Here is an 18,315-nt window from a genome sequence, read left to right on the forward strand (position 1 = left end):
ACAGAGTGTCCCGTCGGGACGGGGATCACGCTTCCAGCCAGACAGACAGACAGACAGACAGACAGACAGACAGACAGACAGACAGACAGACAGACAGACAGACAGACAGAGTATCGGAGGAAAATCGGCGCAGGGGGCAACAAGGCGCCGACGACAGCCGGCGCCGAAGGCGGGATCAGTGCTTGACACTCTCCTGGGGCGCGGCGTAGCGGCACTCGGGGAAACGGCTGCAGGCCAGGAACAGGCGGCCGGCGTGGGGACCCTTCTTGGCCTCCCGCTCCACCAGGGGCGCATCACAACGCGGGCAGTGGGGCACCCGATGGAGATACACCTCCTCATCATCCTCCCCCTCGGCAAACAGATTATCCACCAGCTCGGCATCGGCAGCCGGCAGCGGCGCGGTGCGTGGCGACAGTATGGCCTTGATGGGGGCGACGCCCGGGGTACGACCGCCATGGCGGGGCTCTTCCACCTCGACCCGATCCAGCTGCAAGGGGCTGAAGGTCGGCTCGCGGCGATCCCCAGGCAGCAGATCCTCATCCGGGGCAAGGCGGGGGCCGCTTAACAGCGGCAGGATCTGTTCGCGCAGCTCCTCGACCTGATAATGGCTGCTTGCCGGGATCTGCAGCAGCGGCAGACCGGCGCTGTCAAAGGCCGCCTTGAGGAAACTGTCGCGCACCTTGCGCTTCTGGTGGCGATGGGAGCTGTCATCGAGCTCGATGGCGCAGATGAAGGAGAGATCGGAGGGGTGGCAGAGCAGGTAGTCCACGTGCTTGGCGCTGATCTTGTTGAACGCCTGCTGCCACTTGCTCTTGCCCATCCCCGTCTCCGGCGTCAGCACATCGGCCACCCGCACCTTGGCAAAGACCCGGGCCTGGTCGCCGACCGCCAGATCCAGCACGCCGAGGAAGGAACGCTCGGCGGGGGTGAACAGGGTCTCCTGCAGATCATAGGGCAGCGCCTTGCCCTTCTTGCCCCTGCTCCAGAAGATCGCCAGCAGAAGCAACACCAACAACACCAATCCCGATACGACAAGGCTATTCATACACGCACATCCCGTTCACAAGACATTTCCAGTTCACATCAACACGGAGGGGCCACACTCTACCACGGGGAAAGCGGCGCAGGCAGAGCTGAAATCAAACCCGCGCCGGCATTCGCGTTTTTTCACTAAATTTGCGCAAGGCGGGCTTCATATGGCCTGTCACAGCAGGCACAATGTCAGAGCCCATGGACGCGCTGGCGCACTCGCCGTCGCTGCCGGACGTCCCCCACGCAGTCCCATTCAAGGAGAGCAGGATGCAAAAGCAATTGGTCGTCACCGTGATCGGCGCAGACAAGCCCGGCATCGTCGAGAGCCTGGCCGATACCATCACCCGACAGCAGGGCAACTGGCTGGCAAGCTCCATGAGTGAACTGGCGGGGCAATTTGCCGGCATACTGCACGTCGCCGTCCCCGACGAGCACTATCGCCCCCTGTGCGAGGCGCTGGTGATGCTGCCGGGCCTCACCGTGAGCTTCGCCGAGGGGCAGCTCAGCCCGGAGCCGGCCCGTCAGGTGATGCTGAGCGTCACCGGCAACGACAGGCCGGGCATAGTCCACGAAGTGGCCAGCATCTTGCGCCAGCTCAACATCAACGTGGCCGATCTCACCACAGGCTGCGAGCCGGCGCCCCACAGCGGCGCGCCGCTGTTCTACGCCCATGCCCTGGTCGCCCTGCCACCCCAGCTCGAGCTGGACGATCTCGTCAGCGCCCTGGAGTCCCTCTCCGACGACCTGGTGGTCGACATCGACCAGGACCTGACCGAATAGTGCTGGTTGTCATAAATTTGTCATGGTTTGACGCCATAACTTCCGCGCAGACGCAACCAGAGTACAGAGGCACCAGATGAGCACCGACAGGCAGTATGAAGAGAAAGAGCTGAGTTGGCTCTCATTCAATGAACGGGTGTTGCAAGAAGCCATGGACAAGACGGTTCCGCTCATCGAGCGGGTCCGTTTCCTCGGGATCTTCTCCTCCAACCAGGACGAGTTTTTCAAGGTACGAGTATCGGACGTCAAGCGCCGCATCCTCATCAACGAGGTGCACGGCGGCGATGACGAGGCCAAGGTGCTGCTGCGGGCCATCCAGCAGAAGGTGATGGCGCTCGGCGAGGCGTTCGACAACACCTACAAGGAGCTGTTGCTCGCGCTGGCCCGCCACAACATCTTTCTGGTCAACGAGAACCAGCTCTCCGATGCCATCCAGCAGTGGCTGCGGGTCTTCTTCCGGGAGAAGGTGTTGCGCCACATCATCCCCATCCTGCTCAACAAGGAGGTCAACCCGGTCAAGTTCCTGAAAGACGAGCACACCTACCTCGCCATCGAGATGAAGAAGAACGGCCAGGTGATCCAGTACGCCCTGGTGGAGGTACCGACCGACGATCTGCCCCGCTTCTTCCAGCTGCCGCCGGAGGGGACGCGCCGCAAGAAGCAGATCATCATCCTCGACAACGTCATCCGCTTCTGTCTCGACGAGATCTTCAAGGGCTTCTTCGACTACGACGAGATAGCGGCCTACGCGGTCAAGCTGACCCGGGACGCCGAATACGACCTCTCAGACCAGCTGGACCTCAGCCTGGTGGACAAGATGAGTGACGGCCTGAAGCAGCGCCTCACCGCCATGCCGGTGCGCTTCGTCTACGAGCGGGAGATGCCCGCGGCCATGATAAGCTTCCTCAAGCTCAAGCTGCAGATCAGCTCCTACGACGCCATCATGCCGGGCGGGCGCTATCACAACTTCAAGGACTTCATCGGCTTCCCCAACGTGGGCCGGGAATACCTGGAGAACCCCAAGCTGCCGGCCTTGGACTGCCGCGACTTCGACGGCTTCGTCAACGCCTTCGACGCCATCACCCGGCAGGATATACTGCTCTACTACCCGTATCACAAGTTCCACCACTTCACCGAGCTGGTGCGCCAGGCAGCGTTCGACCCGGCGGTCAGTGCCATTCGCATCAATATTTACCGGGTCGCCAAGAAATCGCGGATCATCCACTCCCTCATCGACGCCGCCAACAACGGCAAGAAGGTGACCGTGGTGGTGGAGCTGCGCGCCCGCTTCGACGAGGCGGCCAACATCGACTGGGCCAACATCCTGACCGATGCGGGGGTCAAGGTGGTGTTCGGGGTGCCCAGCCTCAAGATCCACTCCAAGCTCTGCCTCATCACCCGCCACGAGAACGGCGAGGCGGTGCGCTACGCCCATATCGGGACCGGCAACTTCAACGAGAAGACCGCCAAGATCTACACCGACTTCTCCCTGCTGACCCGCCACCCGGACATCACCGCCGAGGTGGAGAGCGTGTTCGAGTACATCGAATACCCGTACCGGCGCTACAAGTTCAACCACCTGCTGGTCTCCCCCATCAACAGCCGCCGCCAGCTCTATCGCCTCATCGACAACGAGCTGGCCAACGCCAAGGCGGGGCAACCCAGCGGCATCACCCTCAAGATCAACAACCTGGTGGACAGAGACCTCATCAACCGGCTCTATGCCGCCGGCCAGGCCGGGGTGCCCATCCAGATGATCATCCGCGGCATGTGCGCCCTGCGCCCCGGGGTGCCTGGCCTGAGCGACAACATCAGGGTGATCAGCATCATCGACCGCTTCCTTGAGCACCCTCGCGTCATGGTGTTCCACAACAAGGGCAACCCCCAGCTCTATATCTCCAGCGCGGACTGGATGAGCCGCAACATCGACGGTCGCATCGAGGTGGGTACTCCCATCTATGACGAGCGGCTCAAGCAGCGCATCCTCGACATCCTCGAGCTGCAGCTCGGCGACACCTGCAAGGCGCGGGTCATCGATGCCGATCAGAAGAACGAGTACGTGAAGCGGGGCAACCGCCGCAAGGTCCGTTCCCAGGTCGCGATCTACGACTACCTCAAACGCATAGAGTCAAACCATGGACAATAGTCTGTACGCCGCTGTCGATCTGGGGTCGAACAGCTTCCACATGGTCATCGCCCGTCTCAACGAGGGGCGGATGCAGATCGTCGATCGCATCAAGGAGCGGGTGCGCCTCGCGGAGGGGATGGACGAGCAGCGCCGGATGTCGGACGAGGCCATGGCCCGGGGCCTCGACTGCCTCGCCCTGTTCGCCGAGCGCCTCACCAACATCAAGCCGGATCAGATCCGCATCGCCGGCACCTACACACTGCGCCGGGCCAGCAACGCCCGCGCCTTTGTGAGCGAGGCGGCCAAGGTGCTCAACCACCCCATCGAGATCATCAGCGGCCAGGAGGAGGCGCGCCTCATCTATCAGGGGGTCGCCCATACCCAGCACATCGAGGGCCAGGTGCTGGTGGTGGACATCGGTGGCGGCAGCACCGAGCTCATCATCGGCGAGGGGTTCGAGCCTAAGGCCCTCACCAGCCGCAAGATGGGCTGCGTCAGCTTCACCCAGAGCTTCTTTGCCAACGGCAAGCTCGGCGAGAAGGCCTTCAACAACGCCGTGCTGGAGGCCCAGCACCAGCTCGCCCCCATCATCAACCAGTACCGCAAGCTCGGCTGGCAGAGCTGCCTCGGCAGCTCAGGCTCCATTCGAACCGTGCGGGACGTGTTGCAGGGGGAGGAGTGGACCGACGGCGCCATCACCCTGGCGGGCCTGGAGCGCCTCAAGACCGAGATGCTCAAGCACAAGCGGGTCGACCAGCTCAAGCTGGCGGGCCTCACCGAGGAGCGCCAGGGGGTGTTCGCCGCCGCGGTGGCCATCCTGCTCGGGCTCTTCACCTCCCTGCCCATCGAGCGGATGGAGTACTCCGACGGCGCCTTGCGCGAGGGGTTGCTGTACGAGTTCGAGGAGCGGCTGCAGCACCACGACATCCGCGAGCGCACCGCCCTGGCCCTCTCCACCCACTATCGCATCGACAAGCGCCAGGCCACCCGGGTGGAGCAGAGCGTCCTCTCCCTGTTCGATGCCCTGAGCGGCCCCTGGGAGATGCCGGAGGAGCCCTATCGTGCCATCCTCGGCTGGGCGGCCCGGCTGCACGAGATAGGCCTCGCCATCAACTACAGCGGCATTCACCGCCACTCCGCCTATATCCTGCAAAACACCGACCTGCCCGGTTTCAACCAGGACGATCAGGCCCTGCTGGCGGCCCTGGTGCGCTTCCAGCGCAAGGGGCTCAAGCTCTCCGAACTGCCCGCCCTGCCGAACCACGACGAGCAGACGGTGCTGCGCTGCATCCGCATCCTGCGCCTCGCGGTGGCGGCCCACCACAGGCGCCAGGACAACCTGCTGCCCGAGTGGAACGTGCAGGCCGCCGGCGATCAGCTGGTGGTCACCCTGCCGCTCGACTGGTGCGACGAGAACCGGCTCCTGATGCAGAACCTGGAGAAGGAGCACCGCTACTGCCAGGAGCAGGGCTGGCCCCTGCTGTTCCAGCTCGGGTAAGGGCCAGACTCAGACGAAAAAAGGCAGCCGATGGCTGCCTTTTGATTTTCTGCCGGTCTCACTGCAGGTCCGGCAGGATCAGCTTGGCTATCTCGAAGTAGATGATGAGGCCGGTGCCATCCACCAGGGTGGCGATGAAGGGCGCCGAGACCACCGCCGGATCGATGCGAAAACGGCGCAGCACCATGGGGATCACCGAGGCGACGGTGGCGCTCCAGAGCACGATGGCGACGATGGTGAGGGTCACCACCATGCCGATCTCCGGGCCCACCCCTAAGCTCCAGGCCCGCACCCAGGCGGCCAGCGCGATGGCCGCCGAGATGAGCAGGCCGGTGGAGATCTCTTTTTTCAGCACGGTGCTGAGGTTCTTCAGGCTCACCTCCCCCACCGCCATGGCACGCACTATCGTGGTGGTGATCTGGGTGCCGCTGTTGCCGCCGGTGCCGATGAGCAGCGGGATGAAGAAGGCCAGGGCGATGGCCGCCTCCAACTGCTCCTCGAAGGCCCGCAGCACTGTGCCTGTGTAGGCTTCCGCCACGAACAGGATCAGCAGCCAGCCCACCCGCTTGCGCCACAGCTGCCAGGGTGTGGCCTGCAGATAGGGAGTATCCAGGGGAGATGAGCCCCCCTGCAACTCCGCATCCTCGGTGGATTCGAGCTCCAGGATGTCGGCGGCGTCATCCACGTGGAAGACCCCCACCAGACGACCCTGATCTTCTACCGGCAGGGTCGAGAGGTCGCGGTCGATGAGCAGGCGGGCCGCCAGCTCCCGATCCGCCCGGGCGTTGATGCGCACCGCCTCCCGCTCCATCAGCTCGCTCACGGGCCGCAGGGGATCGGCGATCAGCAGCGACTTGAGGGAGACGCTGCCCTGCAGGCGCCGCTCGCCGTCGACCACATAGAGCTGGCCGAACAGCTGGGCCTGGTCCCAGGCGCCGTGGATCAGCTGTTTGGCGCTCTCCACCGTCGCCTCTGCCGCCACGGCCAGGTACTCGTGGCGCATGTTGGCACCGACCGACTCGCTCGGCCAGGCCAGCAGCGACCGCAGGGCATCCCGTGGGGGCTCGGGCAGACGAGCGAGCAGGATGCTGCGATCCTCTTCATCGAGCCGGCGCAGCATGGTCAGCAGGTCGCGGCGCGCGATGGTCCCCTGCAGGCCCCCGAGGATGCTGCCATGGAGCCTGAGCAGCAGATGGCCGGCGCACTCCGCGGGCAGGGAGCCGAGCAGGGCGGCCCCCTCGGGGACAGGCAGGGTATCGAAGATGCAGTTGAGCTCTTCCGGGCGCAGGGTCAACAGCTGATCGGCCCGCTGGACCGGGTCCTGGTTGTGCGCCAGCCAGCTACGCAGGGCGATAGGATCGAGCAGTTGATGACGGTTGAGCAGGGTGTGTGTTTTCTTCATCACAGATATCCTCATGTGATCCCGGGCCGGGCCCGGGAGCAACCGGTCATGCCGGCTGCCGTTTGCAAGAAAACAGCAATTTGATTGACGAGTAACAGGCAGGAAATGACGCCGTCCGGCGTGTCTTCATCCCCACGTACCAGCTTTAGCACTGCATAACGTATCCGGCGCGCCGGAAGCCACTTGGGTTGACACCTTAATCCGATGAAAACTGTCCTGATCTTGGGCGTCTCTGGACGTCGTGAGATCAGTGGCCTGTGTTTATGCAGGAGCCTCGCCTAACGAGATGCTGCGAATGATGCGCACGGCGGGGCCGTGCGGGCGGCATCATCGGCCCAGGCGCGAGTCGAGTCAAGGTAATCAGGACGCCTGCAACGGGTTGTTACAAATTGCGGGAAGGAGCATGAAATGACGGCTCCCCCGGGCCGGGGCCACGGGGGAGCGTGCGGTCAAGGGACAAATCAGCGGATATAGTCGAACAGGGTGAGCTTGCTTATCTTGCTGAAGGCGAGCTGGGAGGCACTCATGGCCGCATCCTCCTTGGAGAGGGTGGCGATCACCTCGTACATGTCGGCCTCCGAGACCTTGGCCCTCGCCTGCTGGTTCAGGGTACTGAGGCCATCGTTCGAGCTCATCACCTGCTCCAGGCTGTTGAGTCGGCTGCCCACTTCCCCCTGTCCCCTGTCCACCTGGGTCCTGGCATTGTTCATATGGGTGGTGGCATCGGCCACCGCCAGCTGGAAGTCGCTTGCCGGTAGGCTGGGATCCCGCAGGGCCGAGATGAAGTCGGACATGCCGTTGAGGATGCTGTCGTTCTTCGGCGTATCCAGCTCGAAGGTCTGGGTGGCGGACCCCGCGGGCAGATCCAGGGTCAGCTCCAGCCCGTTGAAGGCGATCTTGTTGCCCGCCACATAGTCGCCGCTCTGCAGCAGGGTGCCGCCACTGTCACGGATCTCGTAGGTATCCGGCGGCCCCACCAGGGTGTCGACCGTGAACTGGTTGCTGGCGAGCGAAGGATCGTAGTTGTTGCGATAGAAGCTCTCGAAGTTGCCCTGGTCCCCTACCCCCACCTGGATGTTGGCGCTGGTGGCGCTGGCGGTGCGCCGGGTCGCCACCATCTCGAACAGATCAAAACCGGAGTCGTTCGCCGGGATCTTGACCGTGGGAGAGACCTGGATGCTGCGCTGACCCGTGTCCCCCTGGAACACGTAGTTGCCGCTGGCATCCTTGACGAAGGGCTGGGTCTTGCTCTGGTTGCCGCCGAAGATGAACTCCCCCTGGGAGTTCTTGCTGTTCATCAGGTCGAACATCTGCTTTTGCAGCCCCTCCAATTCGCTTGCGATGGCGCTGCGCTCCTCGGCGCCCATGGCGGAGTTGTTCGCCTTCTGGATCAGGGTCTGAGCGCTCAGCATGGCGTTGTTGATGGAGGTGAGGACCGTATCCTCGTGGCCCAGGCTGTTCTCCAGCAGGCTGCCGTTGACGCCGTACTGCTTGAAGAGATCGATCTCCTTGGTCAGCGCCATCTTCTGGCTCATGCCGGAGGGATCCTCGCCGGCACGGGTGAACTTCTCCCCTGTCATCAGCTGGTTGTAGGCGGTGTTCTGACGCTCGCTCACCTTGCTCATGGTGGCCAGGTTGCGGTCGTAGATCATGTTGGTGGTGATGCGCATGACTTACCTCACGGAGGAGAGCAGGGTGTCGAAGATGGTCTTGGCGGTATTCACTATCTGGGCCGAGGCCGCATAGGACTGCTGGAAGCGGATGAGGTTGGCCGCCTCCTCCTCCAGGTTGACCCCGGAGACGCTCTCGTAGATGCCGGTACTCTGGGTCAGCTTGGCCTCGTTGGCCTGCAGCAGGGTCTTGGCCTGGCTGGTCTTGTTGCCGATCCCGCTCACCAGCCCGGAGTAGGCGTCGTTGAAGGTCATCTTGTCGTTGCTGGTGGCGGCGTTGTTGTTCTTGCGCACCAGCTCCTTGTTCTGCAGCTCCGCCAGGGCCAGGCCGTTGGCGTTGTCGGCAAAACCGTCCTTGTTGTAGCTCAGGGTGAAACTGTCGTTGGCCTCCACCTTGCCGGTGATGCTGAAGTCATAGCCCGGGGTCAGGGCCGGCACTATGGGCGTCCCCAACGGCATCTCGAGGACGGACATCAGGTTCTGTCCCTTGCTGGACGCCGGGGCCACGCCGAGCAGGTTGTTGTTCTTGTCGTAGACCTCGTAGTTGCCGCTGCCGTCGATCTTGATGACCTGGGGAGCGCTCGGGTCCAGGTTGTTGGCGCCAAAGCCCGAGCCCGTCCCCGTGTTGTAGACACTGCTCAGCTTGATTTCACCCGAGCCCAGGTTCTGGGCGTTCTTGTCCGCCTTGATGGGGGACGCCAGCGCGATGTCCTCTGGCCGGGTGATCGCGGCCTCGAGGTTGGCGGCGGCATGCCGGGTGGGTTGCAGCGCTATCTTGTCGCCGGCGGCCGGGGTGCCGGAGAGATCGATCTCGATGCCGTGCCCCGCCACCTCGAACGTGGCGGGGGGCGTGGTGCCGGTCATCAGCGAGGTACGCTTGCCGCTACCGTCGATGGAGAACACCTCGTAACCGGTGGCGCTGCTGAACTGCACCTCGTAGTCGAAGGTGGTCACTTCCGTTCCCTTGCCGGGGACGAAGTTCACCTTGGCGGCGCCGCTGCCGGTATTCTGGCTGTAGGGCAGGCCATCGCTCGCGCCGAGAGAGAAGAGATCCCCACCGAGCTCGTTGTCCAGATCCATCCCCAGCCGGTTCTGCTGGTTCATGGCGTCGGCCAGGGCGACCGCCAGCTGCCCCAGCTCCCGCTTGGCGGGCTCCAGATCCCGGCGCGCGGTGAAGAGGCCGCCGATGGCCCCCCCCACATCCTTGTCGTTGACGTCGGCCTGGTTGGCCCCCAGGGTCAGTTGCAGCGTGACGTCCCGGGAGTCCGGGTTGCCCGCCACCACCTTGAACTGGGCCACGCCGCCGTCCAGCACCAGGGAGTGCCCCGTGCTCATGTTCACCAGCATGCTGCCGTTGGGCTGGGTCACGGTGCGGATCTCCATCTTCTCGGAGAGCTGACGGATGGCCTCGTCCCGCTGATCGAACAGCATCAGGTTCTCCTCCGGCGTGCCCTGGGTGCGGATGATGGCCTGGTTCAGATCGTTGATGCTATTGAGCAGGCTGTTCACCCTGTCCGTCTCGTCGCCTATGGTGGCGCTGATGGTGTCCCCCTGCTTGTCGAGCTGGGCGGAGAGGGTGTGGAATCTGTCCACCATGCCGCCCAGCTCGCTCAGGGTCGTCTTGCGCCCCCCGATCTCGGACGGCGACTCGTTGGCGGTATGGAAGGCCTTGAAGTAGGAGGTGATGGTGGTACCCACGCTGTTGCTGGCATCGCCGAGCAGGCTGTCGAGCTGGAAGAGCTGATCGTAGCGGGTGCTGGAGGCCTGATAGATGGAGGTATCCCGGCGCATCTCGGCCTGGGCATAGGCGTTGATGATGCGCTCGCTCACCATGTCTCCCGTCCCCAGTCCGACGGAATTGGTATAGATCAGGGTGCGTTCACGTACATAGCCCTGGCTATTGACGTTGACGATGTTGTTGCTGGTGGTCTGCAGCAGTCGCTGCTGGGCCAACACACCCGAGGTACCGATTCCAAGCAGGTCGCTTGCCATAGCTTACAGCTCCATCTCTGTGTTCCTGGTCGCAGTGCTGCCGGGCATCGAGTAGCCGGCGATGGCATCACTGCGCAACACTTGTTTAAGTTTCCTGGCGTACTGGGGGTCGGTGGCATAACCGGCCTGCTGCAGCGCCTCGAAATAGCTGTCCGGGCTGTCCACCTTGGCCAGGGCGCCCTTGTAGCGGGTCCCCGAAGTCAGGAAGTCCACGTAGTCGTTGAAGCTCTCTTCAAACGACTCGTAGGAGCGGAACGCCGCCTTCTGGCGCGAGGCCACCCCCTGCTCGTACTCCAGGGTGCTCACCACCGCCTTGGGCCCTTCCCAGCGCGGATCGGCCTTGATGCCGAACAGGTTGTGGGTTATCTGCCCCTCCCCGTCCTTGATCACCCGCTTGCCCCAGCCACTCTCGAGGGCGGCCTGGGCCACCAGCACCGCCGGGCTCAGCCCCAGCTTGTCCGCCGCCTTCTTGGCGAGCGGCATCAGCCTGTCGACGAACTCCTCCGGACTGTCGAACACCTTGGCGCTCCCGTCCAGGGCTGGCGCCCGCTGGCCCGTGCCCATGGGCGGCACGGTGCGGTGGGGACGCCGGGGCGGGGCCAGACGATGCTCGGCCCCAGCCAGCTCACCCTTCATCTCGCTCTTCATTTCGTTATCAGCAAAATCTTTGCCAACTTTGGAGGCGGCGATCAGATCGTTGGAAGCACTGGGGGACTGATAGGGCTTGTAGACCCGCTCGGTGCGCTCGGGCAGCTTGAGCACGCGCCCATCCTGATGGGTGAAGGTCTTGTCAGGAGAGAGCTGCCTGGCCACCATCTCGGCGATGCCGAGGCCCCCCTTGCTCGACATGTCGGCAACCCGCTGCTCGTCCAGCATCCCTTCATAGAACTGGGTGTAGCTGCTGTTCATCGGGTTGCCTTCGGTCAGCACCGAGTTGGCCTGGCGCATCCCCTTGAACAGGGTCTGGGTGAAGATGGACTCGAACTGGCGGGCCGCCGCCATCAGGGCCCCCTGCTGCCCCTCCTTGCTCTGGCTCATCCGGCGCAGCTTGTCCAGGTTCTGGACATCCTGCACCATGCCAAGATTGATACCGCTCTGGGTGTCGAACTCTGCCATAACCTACCTCTTTGCCGCCCGTGGCAACCTCTTGCCGCTCAAGATGTTACAAAATGACCCGCTGGCCCTGCCGGAGGTGCCGCCCGAGGCGGCATCGCCATCTCTCATTACAGAATGACCAGCTGGCCCTGGATGGCGCCTGCCTGCTGCAGGGCCTCCAGGATCGCCATCAGATCGCCGGGGGCCACCCCCACCTGGTTCACCGCCCGCACCAGGTCGTCCAGAGTCGCGCCGGTATCGAACTTGAACATCCGCCCCGGATCCTGCTGCACGTTGATGGTGGAGTTGTTGGTGACCGCCGTCTGCCCGCCCGCCAGCGGATTGGGCTGGGAGACCTGCTGGTTCTCGGCGATGGTGACCGTCAGGCCGCCGTGGCTGATGGCGGCCGGACGCAGCCTGACCTCGCTGCCGATGACGATGGTGCCGGTGCGGGAATTCACGATGATCTTGGCGGACTCGCTCGCCGGATCCACCTCCAGGTTCTCTATGGTGGAGAGGTAGGAGACCCGCTGGGCCGGATCCCGCGGCGCAAACACCTTGATGGAGGTGGCATCGAGCGCCTGGGCGGTATTGGGCCCCACCAGATCGTTGACCACGTCGGCCACCCGACGGGCGGTGGTGAAGTCGGGCCGGTTCAGGTTGAAGGTGATGGTATCCCCCTGGCTGAAGGAGTTCGGCACTTCCCGCTCCACGGTCGCCCCGTTGGCGATGCGCCCCACGGTCGGGGTGTTGATCACCACCTTGGAACCGTCAGCCCCCTCGGCCCCCAGCCCGCCAACCACCAGGCTGCCCTGGGCCACCGCATAGACGCGGCCGTCCAGCCCCTTGAGGAAGGTCTGCAGCAGGGTGCCGCCGCGCAGGCTCTTGGCCTCGCCGATGGCGGAGACGGTGACGTCTATGGTCTGGCCCGGCTTGGAGAAGGGGGGCAGATCCGCGTGGATCGCCACCGGCGCCACGTCCTTGATCTTGGGCTTGATGTTGTCCGGCACCTTGATGCCGAAGTTGTTGAGCATGGTCCTGAAGGTCTGCTCGGTGAAGGCGTTGTTCTTCTCACCCGTGCCGGGCAGACCCACCACCAGACCGTAACCGATCAGCTGGTTGCTGCGCACCCCTTCCACCGAGGCGAGATCCTTGATGCGGGACGCGTGCGCCAGCCCGAGCGGCAACAGGCAGCACAGCAGGGCAAGCAGACGGAATCGGTTCATGACATCTCCTAACGAAACCACTGTGGCCCGGATCGGCTTGGCGATCCGGGCTGTCGAGTCTTAAATGGGCCACCAGGGACCGTTGAAGAAGCTGGTCAGCCACCCCTGTTCCTGGGTGTTGGCCAGATCGCCGGTCCCGCCGTAATGGATGCGGGCATTGGCCACCTTCTGGGACGACACGCTGTTCTCGGAGCTCACGTCCTCCGGACGCACCAGACCGGTGATGCGGATGTATTCGTTGCCGTTGTTGAGCATGATCCACTTCTCGCCGCGCACCAGCAGGTTGCCGTTCGGCAGCACCTTGACCACGCTGACCGAGATGTTGCCCTGCAGGCTGTTGCTCTGGTCCGCCTTGGCCTGCCCCTTGAACGCGCTGCTCTGATCGACGGAGGCGGAAAGGTTGTAGGGGCTCGCCGTCACCGGCACCCCGCCCAGGCTCACCGGCGACAGATCGAAGCTGTTGTCCTTGCCGCTCTGGGTGTTGGCCTTCTTCGACGCCGAGGTCGACTCCGCCAGCTCGATGGTGATGATGTCACCTATCTTGTGGGCCTTGATGTCCGAGTAGATGCCGTTGACCTGCTCGGGCTGGAAGATGGCCCCGGTCGGGCGTACCGACACCGGCTCGGATTCGCCGTAGACGGGAGCAAATTCCGGATCGTCGGGCTTGGGGGTGTTGGGGGTACTGGCACAACCCGCCAGGGTCAGCAGGCCCAGCATCCATATGGCTTTCATCATGGCTCTCCTACATCAGGTACGCTGGGTCAGGAAGGACATCATCGAGTCCACCGCCGAGATGACCTTGGAGTTCATCTCGTACACCCGCTGGGCCTGGATCAGGTTCACCAGCTCCTCGGTCACGTTGACGTTGGAGGTCTCCAGCATCCCCTGCTTGATGACCCCGAGCCCGTCCGCACCGGCAGTCCCCTGAATGGGGGCGCCGCTGGACTGGGTCTCGAGGAAGAGGTTCTCCCCCATGGGCTGCAGGCCGGTGGGGTTGACGAAGTCCGTGGTGTTGATCTGGCCCACCACCTGGGACTGGCCGTCCCCCTTGAGCTGGACCGAGACCTGGCCATCCTCCCCCACGGTGACGCTCTGGGCGTTCTCGGGGATCTGGATCTCCGGTTGCAGCGGGTAACCGTTGCCCGGGGTGACTATGGTGCCCTCGTCGTTCAGGGTGAACTGGCCGTTGCGGGTGTAGGCCGCGCTGCCGTCCGGCAGCTGGATTTCGAAGTAGCCGCGTCCGCTGATCATCAGGTCCAGGGAGTTGTCCGTGGTCTGGACGTTGCCCTGGCTGTGGTTCTTCTGGGTGGCGACCACCTTGGCCCCCGCCCCCAGCATCAGGCCGGAGGGCAGTTCGGTGTCCGCCGAGGAGCGGCCACCCGGCTGGTTGATGTTCTGATAGAGCAGATCCTCGAAGATGGCGCGGGCCTTCTTGTAGCCCACGGTGCTGGCGTTCGCCAGGTTGTTCGAGGTGACCGAGATGTTGGTCTGCTGGGCATCCAGGCCGGTCTTGCTGATCCAGAGTGCAGGATTCATGGTGTGCTCCTTGATTAGCTGATACGCAGCAGCTGGGTTTGGGCCTCGTCGTTTTCCTCGGCGGTCTTCATGATCTTGACCTGAGTTTCAAACTGACGTTGCAGGCGAATGAGGTTGGTCATCTCGTCGACCACGTTGACGTTGCTCCCCTCGAGGGAGCCGGCGATCAGGCCCACCTCGGCAGACGCGGCCTCCCGCTGGCCATCCTTGCGGCGGAACAGGCCATCCTGACCCTTCTCCACCGCATCCCCCGCCGGGTTGACCAGCTTGATGCGCTGGAAATCCTCAGGCAGGTTGGCGGCAGCCCCCTCGGGGCGACCGCTGATGGTGCCGTCACGGTTGATCTCGATCTTCTCCATGGGCAGCGGCAGCACTATGGGCTGGCCGGCGTCATCCACCACGTTTAGACCGGTGGAGGTCTGCAGGTTGCCGGCGGCGTTGAGCTGCAGATTGCCCATGCGGGTGTAGGCCTCCGCACCGTTGGGATCCTGCACCGCAATCCAGCCAGGACCGTCGACGGCGACGTCAAGATCCCGCCCCGTGGTCATCAGCATGCCGTGCTGCAGGTTCTGGCCCGGCCGCTCGGTCATGGCGAACACCCGGGTGGGCAGCCCCTCGCCGAACGCCTGCATGCTGCGCGCCTGCTCGAAGTCAGACTTGAAGCCGATGGTGTTGGCGTTGGCCAGGTTGTTGCCACGCACAGCCAGGCTGTTCATGTTCTCCTTGGCCCCGGACATGGCGATGTAAAGCAGGTGATCCATGGGATCCTCCGTCAAACAGATGACTCTCGCGGGGGAGTTGCAAGTTGAATGCCAAGAGAGAGAAACACGGCGACAGGAGCGAGGGAAAAAGCGCGGCGCTGAGACGACAAGGGGCGCCTAAGCGCCCCTTGGAACCACAAACACCTTAGCGGATCTGCAGTATGTTCTGCTGCAGGGAGCTGTTCACCTCCAGGGAACGGGAGTTCGCCTGGAAGTTGCGCTGGGCGGTGATGAGGTCCACCAGCTCTGTGGTCAAATCCACGTTGGACTGCTCCAGGGCCGACGACTTGATGGAGCCGAAGGTGCCCGAGTTCGGGGTGCCGGGCAGGGCATCGCCGGAGAGCAGGGACTGGCGCCAGGAGGTGTCGCCCACCTGGGTCAGCCCCTGGGAGTTGGCGAACTTGGCCATGGCCACCATGGCCACCTTGACGGTGGTGGCGTTGCTGTAAGTGGCGGAGACTATGCCGTCCGCGGTGATCTCCACCTTGGTCAGGCGGCCGACGGTGGAACCGTCCTGGGTCAATTTGTTGACTTCGAACGGCGAGGCGTACTGGGTCACGGTACCGAGCTTGAGCTCGATCTCCTGGGTACCGTCGGCGCCATTGGTGATGATGCCGGCCCCCGCCGCCCCCAGTTGCTCGGTCTTGATGACCGCCGGAGTGGTGGGGGTGACCATCTTGCCGGAGGCGTCGAAGGTCACCCGCGCGCTCAGGGGCGCCTGGCTGACACCGGTGGCCATGGTGGTGGCCACACCGCCCGCGATGTCGATGGGCTTGTCGCCTTGATAGAGGTACATGCGCCAGGCGGTCGGCACCGCCGCCTGGGTCGTGTCGGCCGGGTCGGCTTCTTTCACGAAGTACTGGGTGATGGTGTGGGGCTCACCCAGGGAGTCGTAGACCACCACCGAGGTGGAGGAGGAGTAGGTGTCCGAGTCCTTGGGGTCGAACTTGGAGGCATCGGCGGCGCCGTTGCCCGCGGCCAGCGGCGAGGCGGTGGAGGGCAGGTTGAAACTCGCTTCGATCGTCGAGGTCTGGACCGGTTCACCGGCCCGGTCCGGGATCTGGATGGGCTTGGTCGCGTTGATGCTCACCGCCTTGGGGGTGCCGTCTGCGTTGATCTCGTAGCCCTGCAGATAGCCGCCGGAGTTGCTGACCATGTAGCTGTTTTCGTTGAGCTTGAAGGCACCGGCGCGGGTATAGGTGCGATCCAGGTTGGAAAGGCCGTCCGAGGTCACGAAGAAGCCGTTGCCCTGGATGGCGAGATCCAGCGCGTTGTTGGTAAATTGCAGCGCCCCCTGGTGGAACTGCTGCGCCACCGCCCCCGTCGCCACCCCGTTGCCGACCTGGGTCTTGGCGTTGACGAAGATGGAGTTGGCATAGACGTCGGCGAACTCGGCGCGGGACTCCTTGAAGCCAGTGGTGTTGACGTTGGCAATGTTGTTCGCGGTGACGTTCAGGTCTTTTTGAGCCGCATTGATGCCGCTGAGGGCATTGTTGAATGACATGTCTTTCTCCTTAGATCACTGCGTTAGAGGTCGAGGCCGGGGTCGTGGTCGACTTGCCGCCCGTCCCGCCAATTTCCAATACATCGGTCAGGTAGATGCCGCCCAGCCCCTTGAGCTTGAGGGTGCTGGGATTGGTGCTCGTACCCAGGGTGACGCTCTCCACCTTGGCGTAAGTCAGGGCGGGTACGCTCTCCGACTTGCCATCCACGGTGGCGTGCGCTTCTATCGAATACTTGCCGCTCTTGGCCGCATTGCCGGACTTGTCCTTGCCATCCCACTCGAAGGCCACGTTCCCCTTGTGGTCCCCCTCGAGGGAGAACTCCTTGACCACCTGGCCGCTCTCGTCCTTCACCGTCACCTTGATGTTGCTGCCGCCGTCTCCAGTGGCGATGACGCCGGAGAGGGTGCCCCCCTTCTCCACATACCCCGTGTTGGAGGGGATGAGCACGTTCTGGCCCACCAGGGCCGACGCCTGGAGCGCCTGGCTCGAGGTCATCAGGCTGTTGAGGCTCTCCATCTGGGTGGAGAGGCTGCTGATCCCCTGGGAGGTCGACATCGAGGTCATCTGGGACAACATCTGGGCGTTGTCCACCGGCTTGAACGGATCCTGATAGGAGAGCTGCATGGTCAGCAGCTTCAGGAAGGACTCCTGATCCAGCTCCTTTTTCTGGGTGCTGGTGTTGACCGTACTGGTCTGGGCCGACGTCGTCCGGTTGACACCCAGCAGGCTGTCATAGGTATCTGCCACTTATGCTCCCCCCTCTAGGGCTTGCGATGCCCGGCGTAGGCCGAACAGGCGGTCACGGGTCTCTGTCATCTGGGTTCACCTCTATCAGGACTTGCCGAGGCCGAGCGTCTGCTGCAGCATCTTCTTGGCCGCATCGGCCACCTGGACATTGGTCTGGTAGCTGCGCGAGGCGGCGATCATGTCCGCCATCTCCTCCACCATGTTGACGTTGGGCTTGAAGATGAAGCCATCCTTGTCCGCCATGGGGTGGTTCGGGTTGTACTCCTTGAGCAGGGGGGCATCGCTCTCGACGATACCTTTCACGTCCACCCCCACCGAGGCCTGCTTGTCGGACATGGCCTGATCCAGCTGGGCGGCAAACACTGGCCGCCTGGCGTGGTAAGTTTTTTCCACGCTGGAGCTGACGCTGTCGGCGTTGGCCATGTTGCTCGCCACCGTGTTGAGGCGAACGGACTGCGCGCTCATGGCGGAGCCTGCAATGTCAAAGACCTTGAACAAACTCATCCTTGCTCTCCTTTCAGTGCCTTGAGCAGGCCGCTTATCTTGCCGTTCATGAATTCGAGGGAGGCCTGGTATTCGAGGCTGTTGCGCAGAAACTCGCTGCGCTCCTGCTGCACGTCCACCGTGTTGCCGTCACCGGTATCCGGTTGCAGGGGATTGCGGTACTGGGTAGACCCGGGCGCATCCATCTGCAAGGCGAAGTGCTTCTCGCTGGTGGTGCTGAGCCCGAACCCTTGCCGGCTCTGGGCCTGTTGCAGCGCCTGGGAGAAGTCGATGTCACGGGCCTTGAAGCCCGGTGTATCCGCATTGGCGATGTTGCTGGACAACACCTCGGCACGCTTGGCGCGCACGCTCAGCGTGTACTGGTGAACACCGAATGCCTTGTCGAATGAAATTGCCATAGCACACCTCCTGCTTCACGAATGTTTAGCAAGAGGTGTGC

At 63.5% G+C, this 18,315-nt stretch carries 16 protein-coding genes and 1 riboswitch; of the genes, 3 read left to right on the forward strand and 13 right to left on the reverse strand.

All coding sequences use genetic code 11. The features are described from left to right. Positions 1-175 precede the first annotated feature (175 nt). A complete protein-coding gene (locus tag R2B70_RS12690; protein WP_318161643.1) occupies positions 176-1,045 on the reverse strand; it encodes a DUF2726 domain-containing protein in 870 nt (289 codons plus the stop codon). 254 nt (positions 1,046-1,299) lie between these two features. On the opposite strand from R2B70_RS12690, the gene R2B70_RS12695 reads away from it, so the two are divergent. From R2B70_RS12695 to ppx, 3 genes are all read left to right on the forward strand, one after another. Next, on the forward strand, positions 1,300-1,812 hold the full coding sequence (locus tag R2B70_RS12695) for a glycine cleavage system protein R (RefSeq protein WP_209793017.1): 513 nt from the start codon (positions 1,300-1,302) through the stop codon (positions 1,810-1,812). Positions 1,813-1,888: 76 nt separating this feature from the next. Continuing rightward, a complete protein-coding gene (ppk1, locus tag R2B70_RS12700) occupies positions 1,889-3,958 on the forward strand; it encodes a polyphosphate kinase 1 (protein WP_209793019.1) in 2,070 nt (689 codons plus the stop codon). Next, positions 3,948-5,438, forward strand: coding sequence for an exopolyphosphatase (gene ppx / locus R2B70_RS12705; protein WP_042076370.1), 1,491 nt, complete (start codon positions 3,948-3,950; stop codon positions 5,436-5,438). The genes ppk1 and ppx overlap by 11 nt, the downstream gene beginning before the upstream one ends. A 58-nt stretch (positions 5,439-5,496) precedes the next feature. On the opposite strand, the gene mgtE is transcribed toward ppx, so the two are convergent. From mgtE to flgB, 12 genes are all read right to left on the reverse strand, one after another. Further along, positions 5,497-6,840, reverse strand: a complete 1,344-nt coding sequence (gene mgtE, locus R2B70_RS12710) for a magnesium transporter (RefSeq protein ID WP_318161644.1) — start codon at positions 6,838-6,840, stop codon at positions 5,497-5,499. A gap of 123 nt (positions 6,841-6,963) precedes the next feature. Continuing rightward, a riboswitch (M-box (ykoK) riboswitch) is annotated at positions 6,964-7,133 on the reverse strand. Positions 7,134-7,301: 168 nt separating this feature from the next. Continuing rightward, a complete protein-coding gene (gene flgL / locus R2B70_RS12715) occupies positions 7,302-8,510 on the reverse strand; it encodes a flagellar hook-associated protein FlgL (protein ID WP_318161645.1) in 1,209 nt (402 codons plus the stop codon). A gap of 3 nt (positions 8,511-8,513) precedes the next feature. Next, the gene (locus R2B70_RS12720; protein ID WP_209793023.1) at positions 8,514-10,502 is read right to left on the reverse strand and encodes a FlgK family flagellar hook-associated protein; all 1,989 of its coding nucleotides are present in this window, start codon (positions 10,500-10,502) and stop codon (positions 8,514-8,516) included. A gap of 3 nt (positions 10,503-10,505) precedes the next feature. Then, positions 10,506-11,618: a flagellar assembly peptidoglycan hydrolase FlgJ gene (gene flgJ / locus R2B70_RS12725; RefSeq protein ID WP_318161646.1), complete on the reverse strand. Its 1,113-nt coding sequence runs from the start codon at positions 11,616-11,618 to the stop codon at positions 10,506-10,508. 107 nt (positions 11,619-11,725) lie between these two features. Next, positions 11,726-12,823, reverse strand: coding sequence for a flagellar basal body P-ring protein FlgI (locus tag R2B70_RS12730; RefSeq protein ID WP_042076360.1), 1,098 nt, complete (start codon positions 12,821-12,823; stop codon positions 11,726-11,728). 60 nt (positions 12,824-12,883) lie between these two features. Next, on the reverse strand, positions 12,884-13,555 hold the full coding sequence (flgH, locus tag R2B70_RS12735; protein ID WP_042076358.1) for a flagellar basal body L-ring protein FlgH: 672 nt from the start codon (positions 13,553-13,555) through the stop codon (positions 12,884-12,886). A 15-nt stretch (positions 13,556-13,570) separates the two neighbouring features. Then, positions 13,571-14,359, reverse strand: a complete 789-nt coding sequence (gene flgG / locus R2B70_RS12740) for a flagellar basal-body rod protein FlgG (RefSeq protein ID WP_010675290.1) — start codon at positions 14,357-14,359, stop codon at positions 13,571-13,573. 14 nt (positions 14,360-14,373) lie between these two features. After that, positions 14,374-15,120, reverse strand: coding sequence for a flagellar basal body rod protein FlgF (locus tag R2B70_RS12745; protein WP_042076355.1), 747 nt, complete (start codon positions 15,118-15,120; stop codon positions 14,374-14,376). A gap of 145 nt (positions 15,121-15,265) precedes the next feature. After that, on the reverse strand, positions 15,266-16,624 hold the full coding sequence (gene flgE, locus R2B70_RS12750) for a flagellar hook protein FlgE (RefSeq protein WP_042076354.1): 1,359 nt from the start codon (positions 16,622-16,624) through the stop codon (positions 15,266-15,268). 10 nt (positions 16,625-16,634) lie between these two features. Next, positions 16,635-17,372 (reverse strand): flagellar hook assembly protein FlgD, encoded by a 738-nt coding sequence (locus R2B70_RS12755; protein WP_042076353.1) that lies wholly within the window; start codon positions 17,370-17,372, stop codon positions 16,635-16,637. An 84-nt stretch (positions 17,373-17,456) separates the two neighbouring features. Beyond that, positions 17,457-17,876 carry a flagellar basal body rod protein FlgC gene (gene flgC, locus R2B70_RS12760; protein WP_005329775.1) on the reverse strand — a complete coding sequence of 140 codons (420 nt, stop codon included), beginning with the start codon at positions 17,874-17,876 and terminating at the stop codon, positions 17,457-17,459. Next, positions 17,873-18,274, reverse strand: coding sequence for a flagellar basal body rod protein FlgB (flgB, locus tag R2B70_RS12765; protein WP_042076352.1), 402 nt, complete (start codon positions 18,272-18,274; stop codon positions 17,873-17,875). The genes flgC and flgB overlap by 4 nt, the downstream gene beginning before the upstream one ends. Between the last annotated feature and the right edge of the window lie 41 nt (positions 18,275-18,315).

The sequence above is a fragment of the Aeromonas sp. XH genome (genome assembly GCF_033348475.1).
GTDB classification, from domain to species: Bacteria; Pseudomonadota; Gammaproteobacteria; order Enterobacterales; family Aeromonadaceae; genus Aeromonas; species Aeromonas sanarellii.